The following is a 14,002-nucleotide window of genomic DNA, read 5'->3' as shown; positions in this document are numbered from 1 at the left end:
CCCGTCACCGAGGAGGACTTCCGATGCGCAGAGTGACCTATTCGATGGGCATGTCGCTCGACGGCTTCATCGTCGGGCCGGACGGCGGTTTCGACTGGACGGACCCCGACGACGAGGTCTTCCGCTTCTGGATCGACGACATTCGGCATGTCGGCGTCCACCTGATGGGGCGCCGGCTGTACGAGACGATGCTGTACTGGGAGACCGCCGACCAGGATCCGACGCTCGACGAGGCCAACCGCGAGTGGACCGCGCTCTGGAAGCCGCTCCCGAAGGTGGTGTTCTCCACCACGCTGACGGAGGTGCAGGGCAATGCCCGCCTGCTCTCCGGTGGCCTGGCGGAGGAGATCGAGCGGTTGCGGGCCGAGCCGGGGGAGGGCGACATCGCGATCGGCGGTGCGACGCTCGCCGCCGGGGCGGCCGAGGCGGGTCTGATCGACGAGTACCAGGTCATGGTCTATCCGGTGCTGGTCGGCGGCGGTATTCCGTTCTTCGCCCGGAACGAGCGCCGGGTGGACCTCGAACTCGTCGAGACCCGCACCTTTCCCTCGAAGGTCGTCCACCTCCGCTACCAAGTGGCGCGCTAGCCCCCTGCCGCGGTCCTGATCGGCTCATTCGCTCGTTCGGGGCCCGCTGCCGTGCGGGGCGGGGGACGGGCTGGTCAGCTGGTCGGGACCCGACCCCGCACGACCCAGGAGAGCAGCGCCATGGCCGTCATCGTCACCGTCGAGATCCCCGGTCGTACCCAGGCCGAGTACGAAGAGACCCACGCGCAGCTCATGGAAGCCGAGTGGTGGCCGCCCCAGGGCTTCATCGCCCACGCTGCCGGGCCCGACGGGACCGGGGGGTGGCGGGTCGTCGACTTCTGGGACTCCGAGGACGACTTCCTCGCCTTCGTGGAGAAGGCGCGGCCGATCTTCGAGGGGACCGGCATGCCGCCGGTCCTGCCGAAGGTGCAGGAGGCGGTGAAGGTCGTGGTGCGGCCCGAGCCGAAGTGAAAACCCTTTGCGGGGCGAGGACCGGGGCCGCCAGGCTTCGGTCCATGACCAGTCATTCCCTCCGCCCCGTCGCGGACCTGTTCTCCGCCGACGGGCGCCTCAAGGCGATCCCGCGCAGGCCCGCGCGCCGAGAGGCGCTCCTCGCGCACCTCGCCGAGACGCTGTTCGAGGCCGACCGTGAGTACCGCGAGCCCGAGGTCAACGAGGCCCTGCTCACCGTGCACGAGGACTTCTCCGCCCTGCGCCGGTATCTCGTGATCGGCGGCTTCCTCGGCCGTACCAAGGACGGCTCGGCCTACCACCGACAGCAGCAGCCCTGCTCCCCCGGAGGCGCGATCCCCGCCGTCGCGTGACGGCCGCTGTGGTGGCCGGCCTGCTGGCCGGCTACGGCATCGCGATCCCGGTCGGCGCCGTCGGCGCCCACCTCGTGGCGGTCGCGGCGCGTTCGCCCTGGCGTACGGGGGCGGGCGCGGCGCTCGGCATCGCCGCCGCGGACGGGCTGTACGCCCTGCTCGCGGTCCTCGGGGGCGCGGCCCTCGTCCCCCTCCTCGCCCCCGTGGCGACCCCGCTGCGCTGGGTCTCGGCCGTGGTCCTCGTGATCCTGGCGGCCCACTCGACCCGGACGGCCGTCCGCGCGTACCGCGCGGGACCGATGAGCGCCGAGGCCCCGCCCCCGGCTCCCCGGCGCGCGTTCCTCACCTTCCTGGGGATCACGGTCCTCAACCCCATGACGGTCGTCTACTTCACGGCCCTCGTGCTCGGCGGCCACTCCACGACGGGCGCGACGGAGGCATCGGTCTTCGTCGCGGCCGCCTTCGCGGCCTCGGCGAGCTGGCAACTCCTCCTCGCCACCGGCGGCACCCTCCTGGGCCACCTCGTCACGGGCCCCCGAGGCCGCCTGACGACCGCCCTCGCCTCGGGCGTCCTGATCGCGGCCCTGGCGGTGGGGCTCGTGATGTGAGGAAGGAGCACTGATGCCGTGGGGCTGTCCGGCCCGCTCCGGACGTCTCAGCGGCCGGGCCCGGTTTGCCCTCGGGGGGGATCAGCAGGGAAGCTCCTGCGCTGATCATCTGAATTTCGGGGGGAATCATGACCGGGCAGGTACTGGGCGCGGGGCTGCGGCAGCGGCATCTGGCCATGATCGCGATGGGCGGGGCCATCGGGGCCGGGCTCTTCGTGGGGTCCGGCTTCGGCATCGCGGCGGCCGGGCCCGGGATCCTCGTCTCGTACGCCCTCGCCGGCTTCCTGACCGTCCTGGTGATGCGGATGCTCGGCGAGATGTCCGCCGCCCGCCCGGTGACCGGCTCCTTCGCGGAGCACGCGCGGTCCGCCCTCGGGCCGTGGGCCGGGCTCCTCTCCGGGTGGATGTACTGGGCGCTGCTCGTCGTCAGTGTCGCCGCCGAGGCCGTCGGCGCGGCGCACATCGTCGAGGGCTGGGTCCCCGCCGTGCCGGGCTGGGTGTGGGTCGCCGTCTTCATGAGTGTGTTCACCCTGAGCAACCTCGCCGGGGTACGGCACTTCGGCGAGCTGGAGTTCTGGTTCGCCGGCCTCAAGATCGCCGCGATCGTCGGCTTCCTCGTCCTCGGCGCGGTCGTGCTGGCCGGTCTGCTGCCGGGGCAGCCCTCACCGGGCGCCGCGCACCTCACCGGCGACGGCGGCTTCCTCCCGCACGGCTGGTACGGCGTCGCCGTCGGCATGGTCGCGGCCGTCTTCGCCTTCGGCGGCCTGGAGACCGTCACCATCGCCGCCGCCGAGTGCGACGACCCGGCCCGCGCGGTCCGCACCGGCGTACGGGCCGTCATGTGGCGGGTCGCCGTCTGCTACCTCGGCTCGATGGCCGTGATCGTCGCCCTCGTCCCGTGGAACGACCCCGCCGTCGCCGACGGGCCGTACGCCGCCGTCATGGCCCGCATCGGCGTCCCCGGTGCCGCCGACGTCATGAAGGCCGTCGTCCTCGTCGCGCTCCTGTCCGCGATGAACGCCAACATCTACGGCTCCTCGCGCATGCTGTACGCCCTCGTCGGGCGCGGCGACGCGCCCCGCGCGCTGGGCCGCCGGCGGAACGGGACGGGAGTCCCGTACGCGGCCGTCCTCGCTTCCGCCGCCTTCGGCTTCGTCTCGGTCGTCCTCAGCCTGCTCTGGCCGCGCACGGTCTTCCCGTTCCTGCTCAACTCCATCGGTGCCGCGATCCTCGTCGTCTGGGCGCTGATCGCCGCCTCCCACCTGCGCCTGCACGGCCCGTCCGTACGGTCGGTGGTGGCCCTCACGGGGATCGGCGGAGTCCTGCTCTTCATGCTGGGCGACGAGGCGAGCCGTATCCAGATCCTCACCACGGGCGCGTGGGCGGCGGCGCTCCTGGTGGGGGCCCGGATCAGGACCGTCAGGCGCGCGCGTACCGCGCCAGGAACAGATCCACTCCCGAGCTGATCACCCGCGTCAGCTCCGCGTCCTCGATCACCGCGTCGGGCGAGAACGTCCGCACGAGCTGCGGCACCCCCACCGTCACCGCCACGAGCTGCTGCACGGCGAGCTTCGGGTCCGGCGCGTCCAGGGAGCCGCGCGCGTGCAGCTCGGTGAACGCCTCGACGAGCGGGCCGTTGTTCATGTCGTAGCTCACCCGGTACCAGAGCTGCCCGAGCTGCGGGAAACGGTCTATCTCGCCGATCACCAGCCGCCGCAGCGACATGATGTCGGGCCGCAGCAGGATCCGCGCCCAGTCCGTCGTGAGCCGGACGAGCGCGGCCCGCAGGTCGGGGGCGTCGGCGATGGTGGAGTTGGACGGCTCCAGATCGGCGTACGTCTTCGGCAGGACGCCTCCGATGACGGCGAGGAACAGGCGCTCCTTGCTGCCGAAGTGCTTGTAGATCGTTGCCTTGGACACCCCGGAACCACGGGTGATCGCGTCCATCGACGCCGCCGAGTAGCCCTCGGCGAGGAACTCGGCGAGCGCGGCGTCGATGATCGCCTGGCGCTTGCGCGAGGCCGCGTCGGCGGGGTCCGGGATGATCGGGATGCCGTACTCGTCGGTGGCGCCCTGGGCGTCCTGTGTTTCGGCTCCCATGGGACGTGTCCTTAACTGTGGTGACGGGGGTGAAGGGGGACGGGGTGACTGGGTCGTCCAGTATATGAACTGAACGGTTTGGTCTGCAAAGGTCGAGGGGGCGGGGGTGCTGCCTCTCGGACCTCTCGGGCCTCTCGGACCTCTGGGACCTCTCAGACGAAGAAGCTGTCGTGGCGCTCGCAGAACTCCACCCTTTCCGCGTCGCTGAGGTCCGCCAGCCGGCTGATCGACTCGAAGTACTCCTCGCGGGGCGCGCCCGGGGCGAACAGCATCAGCATCGAGGCCGGCTCGGCGGAGTCGTTGCGGAAGGCGTGCAGCCCGCCGACGGGGACGTAGAGGTGGTCGCCGGAGCGCGCGGTGATCCACCGCTCCCCGTCGAAGAGCCGGACGCTGCCGGCGAGCACGAAGAACGCCTCCGACATCGCCTTGTGGAAGTGCGTGCTCGGACCGCCGGCCTCGGGGCCCATCTCCACGCGGTACAGCCCGTACTCGCCGTCGGTGGCCTGGGTGGTGGACAGGTAGTGGTACGCGGTGCCGCCGGGCTCCGACACGAACTCGGGCTCGGAGTCGGCGGGCCGGAAGCGCGCGGTGACCTCGCCCTTCTCGCCGAAGTAGCGGGGGGCGGGGTAGGAGGGGTGGATGAGGGACATGGGGAGCTCCTGCGAGAGGTGAAGGGGGGGAGGGGGCTTCGGGGGGGGGATGGGGTGCGGGGCTTGCCCCGCCGGCGTCGGTCCGGCGTCCGTCAGGTGGCCGTCAGCGCCTCCGCCACGGCCGGGCCCGTCGCCACCCCTATCAGGAACGCGAGGTTGAACAGCCCGATCGCCGTCCCGTGCCGCGCCTCCGGGAGCCGCCCGGTCGCCGCGCCGGTGAGCAGGCCCTGACCGCCGGCCGTCACGAGCGAGCTGGTCGCCGAGCCGATCAGGACCACCACCGCCCAGGGCGCGAACGAGGCCAGGGCGGCCGCCGCCAGGGAGCCGGCGGCGAGGAGCAGCCGCATCCGGTGCATGCCCAGGGCCGGAGCCGCGCGGATCAGCTGCCAGGACAGCAGGGCGCCCACGAGGGTCGCGATCGAGGCCGCGGCGCCGGTCTCCACGCCGTTCCAGCCGGTGAGGGCGGCGACGCGGCGCGGAGCCGCGTACAGCAGGGCGAAGTTGACGGTCGAGAGCGCCAGCATGAGCCCGGCAGCGGTGCGGAAGCCGGGGTCGCGCAGGACGTCGAGGGGGAGCGGGAGGGATCGCCGCGTCGCGGTGGCGGCGGTACGGGGCTCGGGTCCGGGCCGCGGCGCCGTGCGGGCCGCGAGGCGCAGGGCCGGTACGAGGGCGAGCAGGCTGAGGAGCGGGAGCGCCAGGGTCGCGCGCCAGCCGAGCGTCCCGGCGACGGCCGCGCCGATGAAGAGGCCCGTCGTGCCGCCGACCGCGCTGCCGATCGCGACGAGTCCGGGCGCCCGGCCCGAGCCGTCCCGTCCTGCGATCTGGAAGGCCGCGACGTTGAGGCCGGCCGCGCCCGCCGCTTCCAGAGCGCGGCCGGCGACGGCCAGCGGCAGGTTCGGGGCGACGAGGGTGAGGGCCGCGCCGAGGACGAGCGCGGCCGCGCCGGCCCGGACGGTCCCGGCGGGGCCGCGCCGCCCGCCGGCCGCGGTCAGCAGGGGCGTACCGACCGCCATGCCGATCCCGTAGGCGGTCAGCAGCCAGGACACCGCCCCGGGGGAGACGGCTAATCCGCGGGCGGCCTCGGACAGGGCCAGGGTCGGGCCGGACACGCCCATCGCGGCGGGTGCGGCGAGCAGCGCGAGGACAGGGCCGCCAGGGGTCTGCCGGGGGGTGCTCTTCGCGGGGGCGGGGGTGGAGGCCGGGGTCGTGTCCGTGTCTGCTTCCGTGTCCGCGCCCGTACGGATCTCCGCAGTCATATCGGCATCCGGCCCATGAGTCCGCGCGCGAAGTCCTCCTCCGCCTGGCGGAGTTCGGCATCGGTGTTCATCACGAACGGGCCGCTGCGGGCGATCGGCTCCCCGATGGGCTCGCCCGCGAGGACCAGCACGTCGGCCGCCGCCCCCGGTCCCGCCGTCTCCACGGTGAACCGGTCGCCGTCCCGGGTGAGGACGGCCAGGTGCCCGTCGGGCAGCGGTTCGCCGTTGACGGTGGAGGCACCCTCCACGGCGTACACGGCGGCGTTGTGGCCGGCGGGGACGGTGAACTCGGTGCGGCCGCCGGGCGTGAGGCGGACGTGGGCGACGAGTACCGGCGTACGGGTGGTGAAGGGGCCGATCACACCGTGGCTGCCGCCGGCGAGGACGGTGACGGTGGTGCCGTCCGGGGCGGTGGCCACAGGGAGTTCGGAGGCCTCGGCGGTCTGGCTGTAGGGCGGGAGGCCCTTGAAGCGGGCGGGCAGGTTCACCCAGATCTGGAACATGTGCTGGCGGCCGCCCGAGGCGAGGAACTCGGGGGTGGGCAGGGACTCGTGGACGAGCCCGGACCCGGCGGTGAGCCACTGGACGCCGCCCGCGCGGACGACGGTGCTGTCGCCGCGGGAGTCGGTGTTCGCGATGGCGCCGTCGAGGACGTACTCGATGGTCTCGAAGCCGCGGTGGGGGTGGGCGGGTGCGCCCTTGGCCTCGCCGGGTCCGAGCTCGGCCGGACCGACCTGATCGAGCATCAGGAAGGGGTCGAGGAGGGGGAGTTCCTCGGTGGGGAAGGGGCGGCGGACGGGGAATCCGGCGCCTTCGTAGGTGTGCAGGGGGCGGATGACGCGGGCGACGGTCCGTGTCGCGGAGGTGTCCGCGGCGGCGGCGGTCGTGGGTGTGGGCATGCGAAGAATGAACTACACCATTCAGTTCACTGTCAAGACTGAACCGTTCCGTTGACAGACTGAACCGATCGGTTTAGCTTCTTGCTCGTCGAGCTGCGGCACCCGCCGCACCCCCGCCGCCCCCGAGGAGTCACCATGACCACGTCCGCGCCCACCTCCACGGTCCTCGCCATCTCCGGCTCGATCCGCACCGACTCGCACAACACCCGGCTCCTGCGCGCCGCCCAGAAGTTCAACACCGGCCAGGAGATCGAGATCTACGAGGGCCTGCGCGACATCCCGCCGTACGACCAGGACCTCGACACCCCCGAGCTGCGGCCGGCCGTCGTCACCGAGCTCCGCCGCCGCGTCATGGAGGCGGACGGGCTGCTCATCTCCACCCCGGAGTTCAACTACTCCATCCCCGGAGTCCTCAAGAACGCCCTCGACTGGCTGAGCACCGACTGGACCCGCACCGAGGGGCTTCCGATGCACCGCAAGCCCACCGCGATCCTCGGCGCCGCGCCGACCAACTTCGGCACCGTCCGCGCGCAGCTCGCCCTGCGCCAGGTCTTCGTCTGGACGGACAACGACGTCGTGGTGAAGCCGGAGGTGCACGTCTTCCGCTCGCACGAGCGCTTCGACGCCGAGGGCAACCTCACGGACGAGGTCACCATCGAGCTCCTCCAGCTCCTCCTGACCAACCTCCAGGCCAAGATCGACGAGGCGAAGTCGCCCCAGGAGTGACGGTGGGCAGCGGACACGCCTTGATCCGCCGTTCGCAACCTGTGATCACCGTCCCCGAGTTCCGGCAGAATGCCGCTACTTGGGGGGCCGGCCTCCCCGTCCTGCACGGAGGAGGCCGGACGTGTTTCAGTTGCCCCGCCGGGCCGCGGACGTCAGGGCGACGGCACCCGCGACCGTGCCCGCGACCGCGAGGACCGCGCCCGTGGCGAGGACTCCCCGCCGGGAGCAGTAGGAGAGGACCGACCAGCACGAGCGGGCGGACAGCAGTGAGCCGAGGCTCGCCCAGGAGCCGACGGAGCCTGCCGACAGTGCGGAGCCGACCGAACCGACGGAGAGGAAGGATCCGACGGATCCGACCGAGAGGACCGATCCCACCGACCCGACGGACAGGAGCGAGTCACGCGACCACAGGGACAGGGTTGAATTGCACTGATTCGCCATACTTCGATCCTAGGCTCGGAAAGCGACCGGAGCCCGACCGATGAGTTTCTCCGCGGCCCACGGTCATAGTTCACAGAACACGCGGCACCGAGACACCGAAACGCCCCGAGACACCCCGAGACACCCGAGACACCCGAGACACCCCGAGACACCCGAGACACAGCGAGTCTCACCGAGCGATCGAGGATCCGACATGCGCACTCTCATCACCTCCGCCTTCATCTCCCTCGACGGCGTCGTGGAGGGCCCGGGCGGCGAGCCCGGCTACCGGAACTCCGGCTGGACCTTCAAGGACATCGAGTTCCTCCCCGAGGCCTACGAGATCAAGGGCCGGGAGCAGAAGGAGGCGAGCGCGATCCTGCTGGGCCGGACCAGCTACGAGGCGTTCAGCCCGGTGTGGCCCGACATGGAGGACTTCGCGGACTACAGGACGATGCCGAAGTACGTCGTCTCCACGACGCTCACCGAGGACGACCTGGTGTCGAACTGGGGCGAGACGACGATCCTGCGCACGCTCGACGAGGTCGCCGCGCTGAAGGAGACCGAGGGCGGCCCGATCATCGTCCACGGCAGCGCCACCCTGAACCAGGCCCTCTCGGACGCCGGCCTGATCGACCGCTACCACCTGCTCGTCTTCCCGCTCCTCCTCGGCGCCGGAAAGCGGCTCTTCAGCGCCACCGACAAGGACACCCAGAAGCTGAAGCTCGTCGAGCACGAGGTCTACGCCAACGGTCTGCAGAAGCAGATCTTCGACGTCGTCCGCTGACGGCACCGGCAGAAGGAAGAGAGGGAGAAGGAAGAGAGCGCATGGTCCAACTGCTGCGGGTGCAGAACTTCATGGTGTCGAGCGACGGCTACGGCACCGGCGAGGGCCAGAGCCCGGAGAAGCCGTTCGGGCACGCGGATCCGGGGGACCTGTTCGCCTGGGCCGGCGCCACGGCGAGCTGGCCGATGCGTACCGACCCCGGGGGAAGCCGCGGCCTCGACGACTACTTCACCCGCTCCTACCGGTTCGGCATGGGCGCCGAGATCATGGGCCGCAACAAGTTCGGACCCCTTCGGGGGCCCTGGCCCGACGAGGAGTGGAAGGGCTGGTGGGGCGACGAACCGCCTTTCCACACGCCGGTGTTCGTCATGACCCACCACAAGCGTCCGTCGTTCACGCTCTCCGACACCACCTTCCAATTCGTCGACGACGACCCGGCGACGGTCCTCGCCATGGCGCGGGAGGCGGCGCGGGGGAAGGACGTCCGGCTCGGCGGCGGTCCCACCACGATCCGGGAATTCCTCGACGCGGACCTCGTCGACACGCTGCACGTGGCCGTCTCGCCGGTGCGGATCGGTGCCGGGGTACGGCTCTGGGAGTCGCCCGACGAGCTGAACGACCGGTTCCACCACGAGACCGTCCCCAGCCCGAGCGGCGGGGTGACGCACCACCTGTTCTGGCGGCGCTGAAAAAGAAGCCGAAACGAACCGGCCGCCCGTCGGCAGGCGAGCTTCCTATCCGACCGGCCCGGGAGCCGGCACTCCGGCAGACGCCCGTTCGGCGACCTGGTCGGCCAGCAGGCGCAGGGCGTCGGCCGAGGCGGTGTCGTTGGGGGTGTAGACCTCAAGGCGGTGGTCGGGGCTCTCGGGCTGGAGCCACACCTGGTAGTCGACGTCGACCCCGCCGACGGTCGGGTGCCGCAGGCGCATGGTGCCGACCGTGCAGTCAGCGACCTCGCCCTTGGCCCAGAGCCTCGCGAAGTCGCGGCTGCGCATGGCGAGTTCGCCGATCAGCTCGGCCAGCCGGGCGTCGGTGGGGTACCGGCCGGCGGTGAGGCGCAGGTAGGCGACATGGGTGCGGGCGAGCTGCTCCCAGTTCCGGTGCAGGTCCTGGGCGAGGGGGTCGAGGAAGAACATCCGGGGGACGGACGGCCGTCGTGCGGGATCGTCGGGCGCGTCGAAGCCGACGTGTTCCGCGACGAGGGCGTGTCCGGTGCGGTTCCAGGCGAGGACGTCGCCGCGGCGGCCGAGCACGACGGCGGGCGTGGACTCGCCGAGGGACGCGAGGAGCGCCAGGACGCGCGGGTGCGGCTTCTCGGGGCGGGGGCGGGTCAGACGGGGTGCGGCGGGCCGGCGGGCGAGGTTGTGCAGGTGGGCGGTCTCGGCCGGGTCGAGCCGGAGTACGCCGGCGAGGGCGTCGAGCACCTGCTGGGAGGCGGTGCCGGCCTGGCCCTGCTCCAGCCGCGTGTAGTAACCGGCGCTCACTCCGGCGAGGTGGGCGAGCTCCTCACGGCGCAGGCCCGGTACGCGGCGGGTCGTACCGTACGTACGCAGCCCGACGTCGGCCGGTGTGACCCGGTCGCGGCGGGCCTTGAGGTAGGCCCCGAGGCTCTCCAGTTCCATGGCTTCGAGCGTAGGCGCCGGGGCCGGTGCGAGGGTGCCCCTGTCAGGTGTACCCATGAGGCGGGGATGGCTGCGGGGGAGGCCGGCGCAGCACTGTCGGCGCATGAACGAACAGCGCGATGTGTACGTGTCCGCCCCGGACTCTGCTCCGAAATCTCCCCCGGACTCCGCTTCGGACTCTTCCCCGGACTCCGCCCCGGACCGGCGGGCGTGGCTGGGACTCCTGGTGGTACTCGGCCCGGTCCTGCTGGTGGCGATGGACGGTTCGGTTCTCTTCCTGGCGATGGCCAAGGTCTCCGAGGCGCTGTCGCCGACCGCCGATCAGGCCTTGTGGATCCTGGACGTCTACGGCTTCGCCGTCGGGTCCCTGCTCATCGCCTTCGGGAACATCGGCGACCGGTACGGCCGGCTGAGGCTGCTGATGACCGGTGCGGCGGTGTTCGGCGCGGCCTCGGCGGGAGCGGCGTTCGCTCCGGGGCCGGAGTGGCTGGTCGCCTTCCGGGCGCTGATGGGCGTGGCCGGTGCCACGCTGCTGCCTTCGGCGCTGGCGGTGCTCGGCGAACTGTTCACCGACCCGCGCCGGCGGGCGAAGGCGATCGGCGTCTTCGCCGCCACCTTCGCGGCGGGCTTCGCGATCGGCCCGGTCGTCGGAGGGCAGCTCCTGAACACCTTCTGGTGGGGGTCGGTCTTCCTGATCAACCTGCCCGTCGTCGCCCTGTTCCTGCTCCTGGCGCCGGTCCTGCTCCGCGAGGTGCGCGCGACCCGCCCGGGCCGCGTCGACGTCCTGAGCGTGCTGCTCTCCGCCGGGGGCATCCTGTCGACGGTCTACGCGATCAAGCACGCGGCCACGGAGGGGCCGACGGTCACGGCACTGGCCGCGGGTGTCGCGGGCGTCGCCGCCCTGGCCTGGTTCGTGAGACGCCAACTCCACCTGGCACAGCCGCTCATGGACTTCCGTCTCTTCCGGGACCGCGTGTTCACGATCGCGGCCGTCACCGGGCTGCTGCCCCTGGCCGCCTGGTCGGCGACGGCCTATCTGGGCGGCATCTACCTCCAGTCCGTCCTCGGACTGACCGTCCTGGACGCGGCGCTCGTGGCGCTCCCCGGCGCCGCCGTGCTCACGGTCACCTGCGTCGTCACGCCGTCCGCGGTGGCGCGTATCGGCACCCGGGCGGCACTCGTCACCTGCCACTTCCTCATCGCCGCGGGGATGCTTCTGCTCCTCGCCACGGCCGTGTCCGACGGCCTCGGCTGGTACGTGGCGTCCACCGTCGTCGCCGGCATCGGCTACGGCATCTCCTTCAGCGTGGTCGCCGACACCGCCGTCGCGGCGGTCCCCCCGGAGCGCGTCGGGGCGGCGGCGGCGATCGCCGAGACGAGCAACGAGATCGGCAACGCCCTCGGCATCGCCCTCCTCGGCTCGCTGGCGGCCCTGGTCTTCCGGCTCCAGGGCCCCGACGCCGCAGGCACCCTCGCCGAGACGCTACGGGTCCCGGGCCTCGCGGCCACGACGATCACCGAGGCGAAGTCGGCGTTCGTCACCGGCCTGCACACGGCGGCAGCCGTGGCGGCCACGCTCCACGCGGCCCTGGGAGCCTTCTCCCTGCGCCACCTGCCGAAGGCGGCCCTCGGGGACGCTCCCTAGGGGTCGGCCTGCCGATCAGGCCGGACAACCCCTGGTGCTCCGACCGGAAACGATCACCGGGTCGGTGCCGACTGACCTTGCGCCGACTGGATGTGACGACACGTCCGATTGGCGCGGGGAGGCGGCATGGCAGAGCCGGTCGGGGTTCGCAGGCTGACTGAGCAGGAGGGGGCAGAAGGTGCAGCGGATCGTGCGGCGGGGCAGCACCAGCACGGTGCGGTTCCGCAGGGCGATGATGTTGCTGGCAGGCACCGTCCCGTCCCTGGCCGCGCTGCAATCGATCCGGGCCGCCCGACCGGACGGTGCCCCGATCTACGTGATCCTGGACAACCTGTCCGCCCACAAGGGCAGCAAGATCCGCCGGTGGGCCCGGACGAACAAGGTCGAGCTGTGCTTCACCCTGACGTCCTGGCCGCCCAGCGCCGCGAACGAGCCCGCGTCCGCAGCGAGAAGGGCATCCGCTGGGGTGGACGCCCCCTCCCGGCAGCAGCCTGCCCGCCTGCCGCAGGATCAGATGTCGCCCCGGACGAGAGCGTGCAGGTGCTCGTCGTGCCATCCGTCCGCGTGTAGCAGGGCGCTGCGCATGGTGCCTTCGAGGGAATAACCGGCCTTGTCCGCTACACGGCAGGATGCCGGGTTGGCCACCGAGTGACACAGCCGCAGGCGATGCAGACCAAGGTCGTTCAGGGCCCATGCGCTGACGCGCTTCGTGGCCTCGACCACCACACCGCCCCCGCGCGCTGGAGGAAGGATCCAGTAGACGATCTCGGCGCTTCCGCCGGTGAGGTCGATATCGCCCCATCCGATCAGTCCCACGGCATCGCCGTCCGGTCGTGCGATGGCCCAGATCGCGCTCAGCTCGGCCTGCCACCGCTCGCTCATGCGTTCAATCCGGCGGCGCGCGTCTTCCGATGTCTCTACCAGCAGGCGATTCCACCGGCGAACCCCGGGATCCTGGCTGGCGGCGACCAAGACGTCGGCGTCGGAGAGACGCCAGGGACGCAGCTCCAGGCCGCCCGGAAGGCCGAGCACCGGCTGATCCATCTTGGCCATCCGACCTGCGGGAACGACTGCTGGTATGGGTGAGCTGGAGATCATCGCGGCATCCTGCCACAGCCGCCGGCCGCGAAACCTCTCACCCCAACCATCAACCCGGCGAACCTGTGTGGTCACAGCACTAGCCACCGCAGGCGGGCAGGAACTCCAGCCCCTCCGGCGTACCGAAGCGGACGACCGCGAGGTACGCCTCCGGGTAGTCGCAGCCCAGGTCGGTCCACTGGAGCGCGAAGACGGTCCAGACGACGAACCCGGCCAGAAGAAACCAACGCCAGCCCTTTGACATGCCCGCCATGTACCCGACGGCGCACCGGAAGAACCGCTTCTCCGTGCCGGCTAGTCGCCGGTCGTGCCGTCGAGCAGCTCGCGCAGGATGTCCAAGTGGCCGTTGTGGCGGGCGGTTTCCTCGGTGAGGTGGAGGAGGATCCAGCGCAGGTCGACGTGGAGGCCGCCGCGGACGGGGCGCTTGGCCTTCTCGTCCAGGCTGCTCGCGGCGGCCAGTTCGCGGTAGGCGGCGCTCTGTTCGGCGTACTCGTCGAGCAGCTGCGTGATCGGGAAGTCGACGGCGATGCGCATCTCGCGGTCGGGGTCCTCATCGGTCCAGGGACCCAGGTCCTCCTCGCCGAGGAAGACCACCTGGAACCAGTAGTACTCGACCCAGCGGAGGTGGTTGATCAGTCCGCTCAGGGTCATCAGCGGCGAGCCGGGCAGGAGCGCCTTCCGGGCGTTCTCCGCGGAGACGCCGTCGCATTTGGCGCGGGCGGTGTCGCGTGCGTAGTCGAGGAACGTGGTGAGCTGGGTGCGCTCGTCCCACGCGGGCGGTGTGTCGTCGATTCTGGTCATCGCGCGAAGCGTCCCCGATCGGCCGGACCGGTGTCGAGG

Annotated in this window: 18 protein-coding genes and 1 pseudogene; 10 read left to right on the top strand and 9 right to left on the bottom strand. The window is 71.7% G+C overall.

Annotated elements, in window-relative coordinates; genetic code table 11:
* The first annotated feature begins 23 nt into the window (after nucleotides 1-23).
* The 5 genes from DEJ46_RS17580 (at nucleotide 24) to DEJ46_RS17560 (ending at nucleotide 3,425) form a co-directional block, all read left to right on the top strand.
* The gene (locus DEJ46_RS17580) at nucleotides 24-587 is read left to right on the top strand and encodes a dihydrofolate reductase family protein (RefSeq protein ID WP_150267593.1); all 564 of its coding nucleotides are present in this window, start codon (nucleotides 24-26) and stop codon (nucleotides 585-587) included.
* A 120-nt stretch (nucleotides 588-707) separates the two neighbouring features.
* On the top strand, nucleotides 708-998 hold the full coding sequence (locus tag DEJ46_RS17575; protein WP_150267591.1) for a hypothetical protein: 291 nt from the start codon (nucleotides 708-710) through the stop codon (nucleotides 996-998).
* 44 nt (nucleotides 999-1,042) lie between these two features.
* Nucleotides 1,043-1,351, top strand: a complete 309-nt coding sequence (locus DEJ46_RS17570; protein ID WP_150267589.1) for a DUF2087 domain-containing protein — start codon at nucleotides 1,043-1,045, stop codon at nucleotides 1,349-1,351.
* Nucleotides 1,348-1,959 (top strand): LysE family transporter, encoded by a 612-nt coding sequence (locus DEJ46_RS17565; RefSeq protein ID WP_150267587.1) that lies wholly within the window; start codon nucleotides 1,348-1,350, stop codon nucleotides 1,957-1,959. The genes DEJ46_RS17570 and DEJ46_RS17565 overlap by 4 nt, the downstream gene beginning before the upstream one ends.
* A 128-nt stretch (nucleotides 1,960-2,087) precedes the next feature.
* Nucleotides 2,088-3,425, top strand: coding sequence for an amino acid permease (locus DEJ46_RS17560; protein ID WP_150267585.1), 1,338 nt, complete (start codon nucleotides 2,088-2,090; stop codon nucleotides 3,423-3,425).
* Here DEJ46_RS17560 and DEJ46_RS17555 read toward each other — a convergent pair.
* The 4 genes from DEJ46_RS17555 to DEJ46_RS17540 form a co-directional block, all read right to left on the bottom strand.
* Nucleotides 3,379-4,059, bottom strand: a complete 681-nt coding sequence (locus tag DEJ46_RS17555) for a TetR/AcrR family transcriptional regulator (protein ID WP_150267583.1) — start codon at nucleotides 4,057-4,059, stop codon at nucleotides 3,379-3,381. The genes DEJ46_RS17560 and DEJ46_RS17555 overlap by 47 nt on opposite strands.
* Before the next feature lie 152 nt (nucleotides 4,060-4,211).
* The gene (locus DEJ46_RS17550) at nucleotides 4,212-4,709 is read right to left on the bottom strand and encodes a cupin domain-containing protein (RefSeq protein WP_150267581.1); all 498 of its coding nucleotides are present in this window, start codon (nucleotides 4,707-4,709) and stop codon (nucleotides 4,212-4,214) included.
* Between the two features lie 92 nt (nucleotides 4,710-4,801).
* Nucleotides 4,802-5,965, bottom strand: coding sequence for an MFS transporter (locus tag DEJ46_RS17545; protein ID WP_150267579.1), 1,164 nt, complete (start codon nucleotides 5,963-5,965; stop codon nucleotides 4,802-4,804).
* Nucleotides 5,962-6,864: a pirin family protein gene (locus DEJ46_RS17540; protein ID WP_150267578.1), complete on the bottom strand. Its 903-nt coding sequence runs from the start codon at nucleotides 6,862-6,864 to the stop codon at nucleotides 5,962-5,964. Before DEJ46_RS17540 ends, DEJ46_RS17545 begins: the two co-directional genes overlap by 4 nt.
* 135 nt (nucleotides 6,865-6,999) lie before the next feature.
* Between DEJ46_RS17540 and DEJ46_RS17535 the strand changes: the two genes are divergently transcribed.
* Entirely contained in the window at nucleotides 7,000-7,590 is a 591-nt protein-coding gene (locus DEJ46_RS17535; protein WP_150267576.1) for an NADPH-dependent FMN reductase, read from the top strand.
* Between the two features lie 126 nt (nucleotides 7,591-7,716).
* Here the strand turns inward: DEJ46_RS17535 and DEJ46_RS17530 are convergent, their stop codons facing one another.
* Nucleotides 7,717-8,031, bottom strand: coding sequence for a hypothetical protein (locus DEJ46_RS17530; RefSeq protein ID WP_150267574.1), 315 nt, complete (start codon nucleotides 8,029-8,031; stop codon nucleotides 7,717-7,719).
* Nucleotides 8,032-8,224: 193 nt separating this feature from the next.
* Between DEJ46_RS17530 and DEJ46_RS17525 the strand changes: the two genes are divergently transcribed.
* Both DEJ46_RS17525 and DEJ46_RS17520 read left to right on the top strand, forming a co-directional pair.
* On the top strand, nucleotides 8,225-8,797 hold the full coding sequence (locus tag DEJ46_RS17525; protein WP_150267572.1) for a dihydrofolate reductase family protein: 573 nt from the start codon (nucleotides 8,225-8,227) through the stop codon (nucleotides 8,795-8,797).
* A 41-nt stretch (nucleotides 8,798-8,838) separates the two neighbouring features.
* Nucleotides 8,839-9,486 carry a dihydrofolate reductase family protein gene (locus tag DEJ46_RS17520; RefSeq protein WP_150267570.1) on the top strand — a complete coding sequence of 216 codons (648 nt, stop codon included), beginning with the start codon at nucleotides 8,839-8,841 and terminating at the stop codon, nucleotides 9,484-9,486.
* Between the two features lie 45 nt (nucleotides 9,487-9,531).
* Here the strand turns inward: DEJ46_RS17520 and DEJ46_RS17515 are convergent, their stop codons facing one another.
* Nucleotides 9,532-10,419, bottom strand: a complete 888-nt coding sequence (locus DEJ46_RS17515; RefSeq protein WP_150267568.1) for a helix-turn-helix transcriptional regulator — start codon at nucleotides 10,417-10,419, stop codon at nucleotides 9,532-9,534.
* A gap of 226 nt (nucleotides 10,420-10,645) precedes the next feature.
* Between DEJ46_RS17515 and DEJ46_RS17510 the strand changes: the two genes are divergently transcribed.
* Both DEJ46_RS17510 and DEJ46_RS39950 read left to right on the top strand, forming a co-directional pair.
* Nucleotides 10,646-12,064 carry an MFS transporter gene (locus tag DEJ46_RS17510; RefSeq protein ID WP_411757758.1) on the top strand — a complete coding sequence of 473 codons (1,419 nt, stop codon included), beginning with the start codon at nucleotides 10,646-10,648 and terminating at the stop codon, nucleotides 12,062-12,064.
* Nucleotides 12,065-12,329: 265 nt separating this feature from the next.
* Nucleotides 12,330-12,634: pseudogene (locus DEJ46_RS39950) on the top strand (hypothetical protein); the annotation flags it as partial.
* Here DEJ46_RS39950 and DEJ46_RS17500 read toward each other — a convergent pair.
* The 3 genes from DEJ46_RS17500 to DEJ46_RS17495 all read right to left on the bottom strand — a co-directional run bounded on the left by DEJ46_RS17500 (nucleotide 12,575) and on the right by DEJ46_RS17495 (nucleotide 13,963).
* Nucleotides 12,575-13,117 carry a GNAT family N-acetyltransferase gene (locus DEJ46_RS17500; RefSeq protein ID WP_223834747.1) on the bottom strand — a complete coding sequence of 181 codons (543 nt, stop codon included), beginning with the start codon at nucleotides 13,115-13,117 and terminating at the stop codon, nucleotides 12,575-12,577. The pseudogene DEJ46_RS39950 and the gene DEJ46_RS17500 overlap by 60 nt on opposite strands.
* Nucleotides 13,118-13,241: 124 nt before the next feature.
* Entirely contained in the window at nucleotides 13,242-13,406 is a 165-nt protein-coding gene (locus DEJ46_RS39175; protein WP_223834746.1) for a hypothetical protein, read from the bottom strand.
* Between the two features lie 50 nt (nucleotides 13,407-13,456).
* Nucleotides 13,457-13,963 carry a DinB family protein gene (locus DEJ46_RS17495; RefSeq protein ID WP_150267563.1) on the bottom strand — a complete coding sequence of 169 codons (507 nt, stop codon included), beginning with the start codon at nucleotides 13,961-13,963 and terminating at the stop codon, nucleotides 13,457-13,459.
* Nucleotides 13,964-14,002: the final 39 nt, after the last annotated feature.

Origin of the sequence: Streptomyces venezuelae (assembly GCF_008642375.1) — a bacterium.
GTDB classification, from domain to species: domain Bacteria; phylum Actinomycetota; class Actinomycetes; order Streptomycetales; family Streptomycetaceae; genus Streptomyces; species Streptomyces venezuelae_G.
This window is presented reverse-complemented; position numbering and strand designations above follow the sequence as displayed.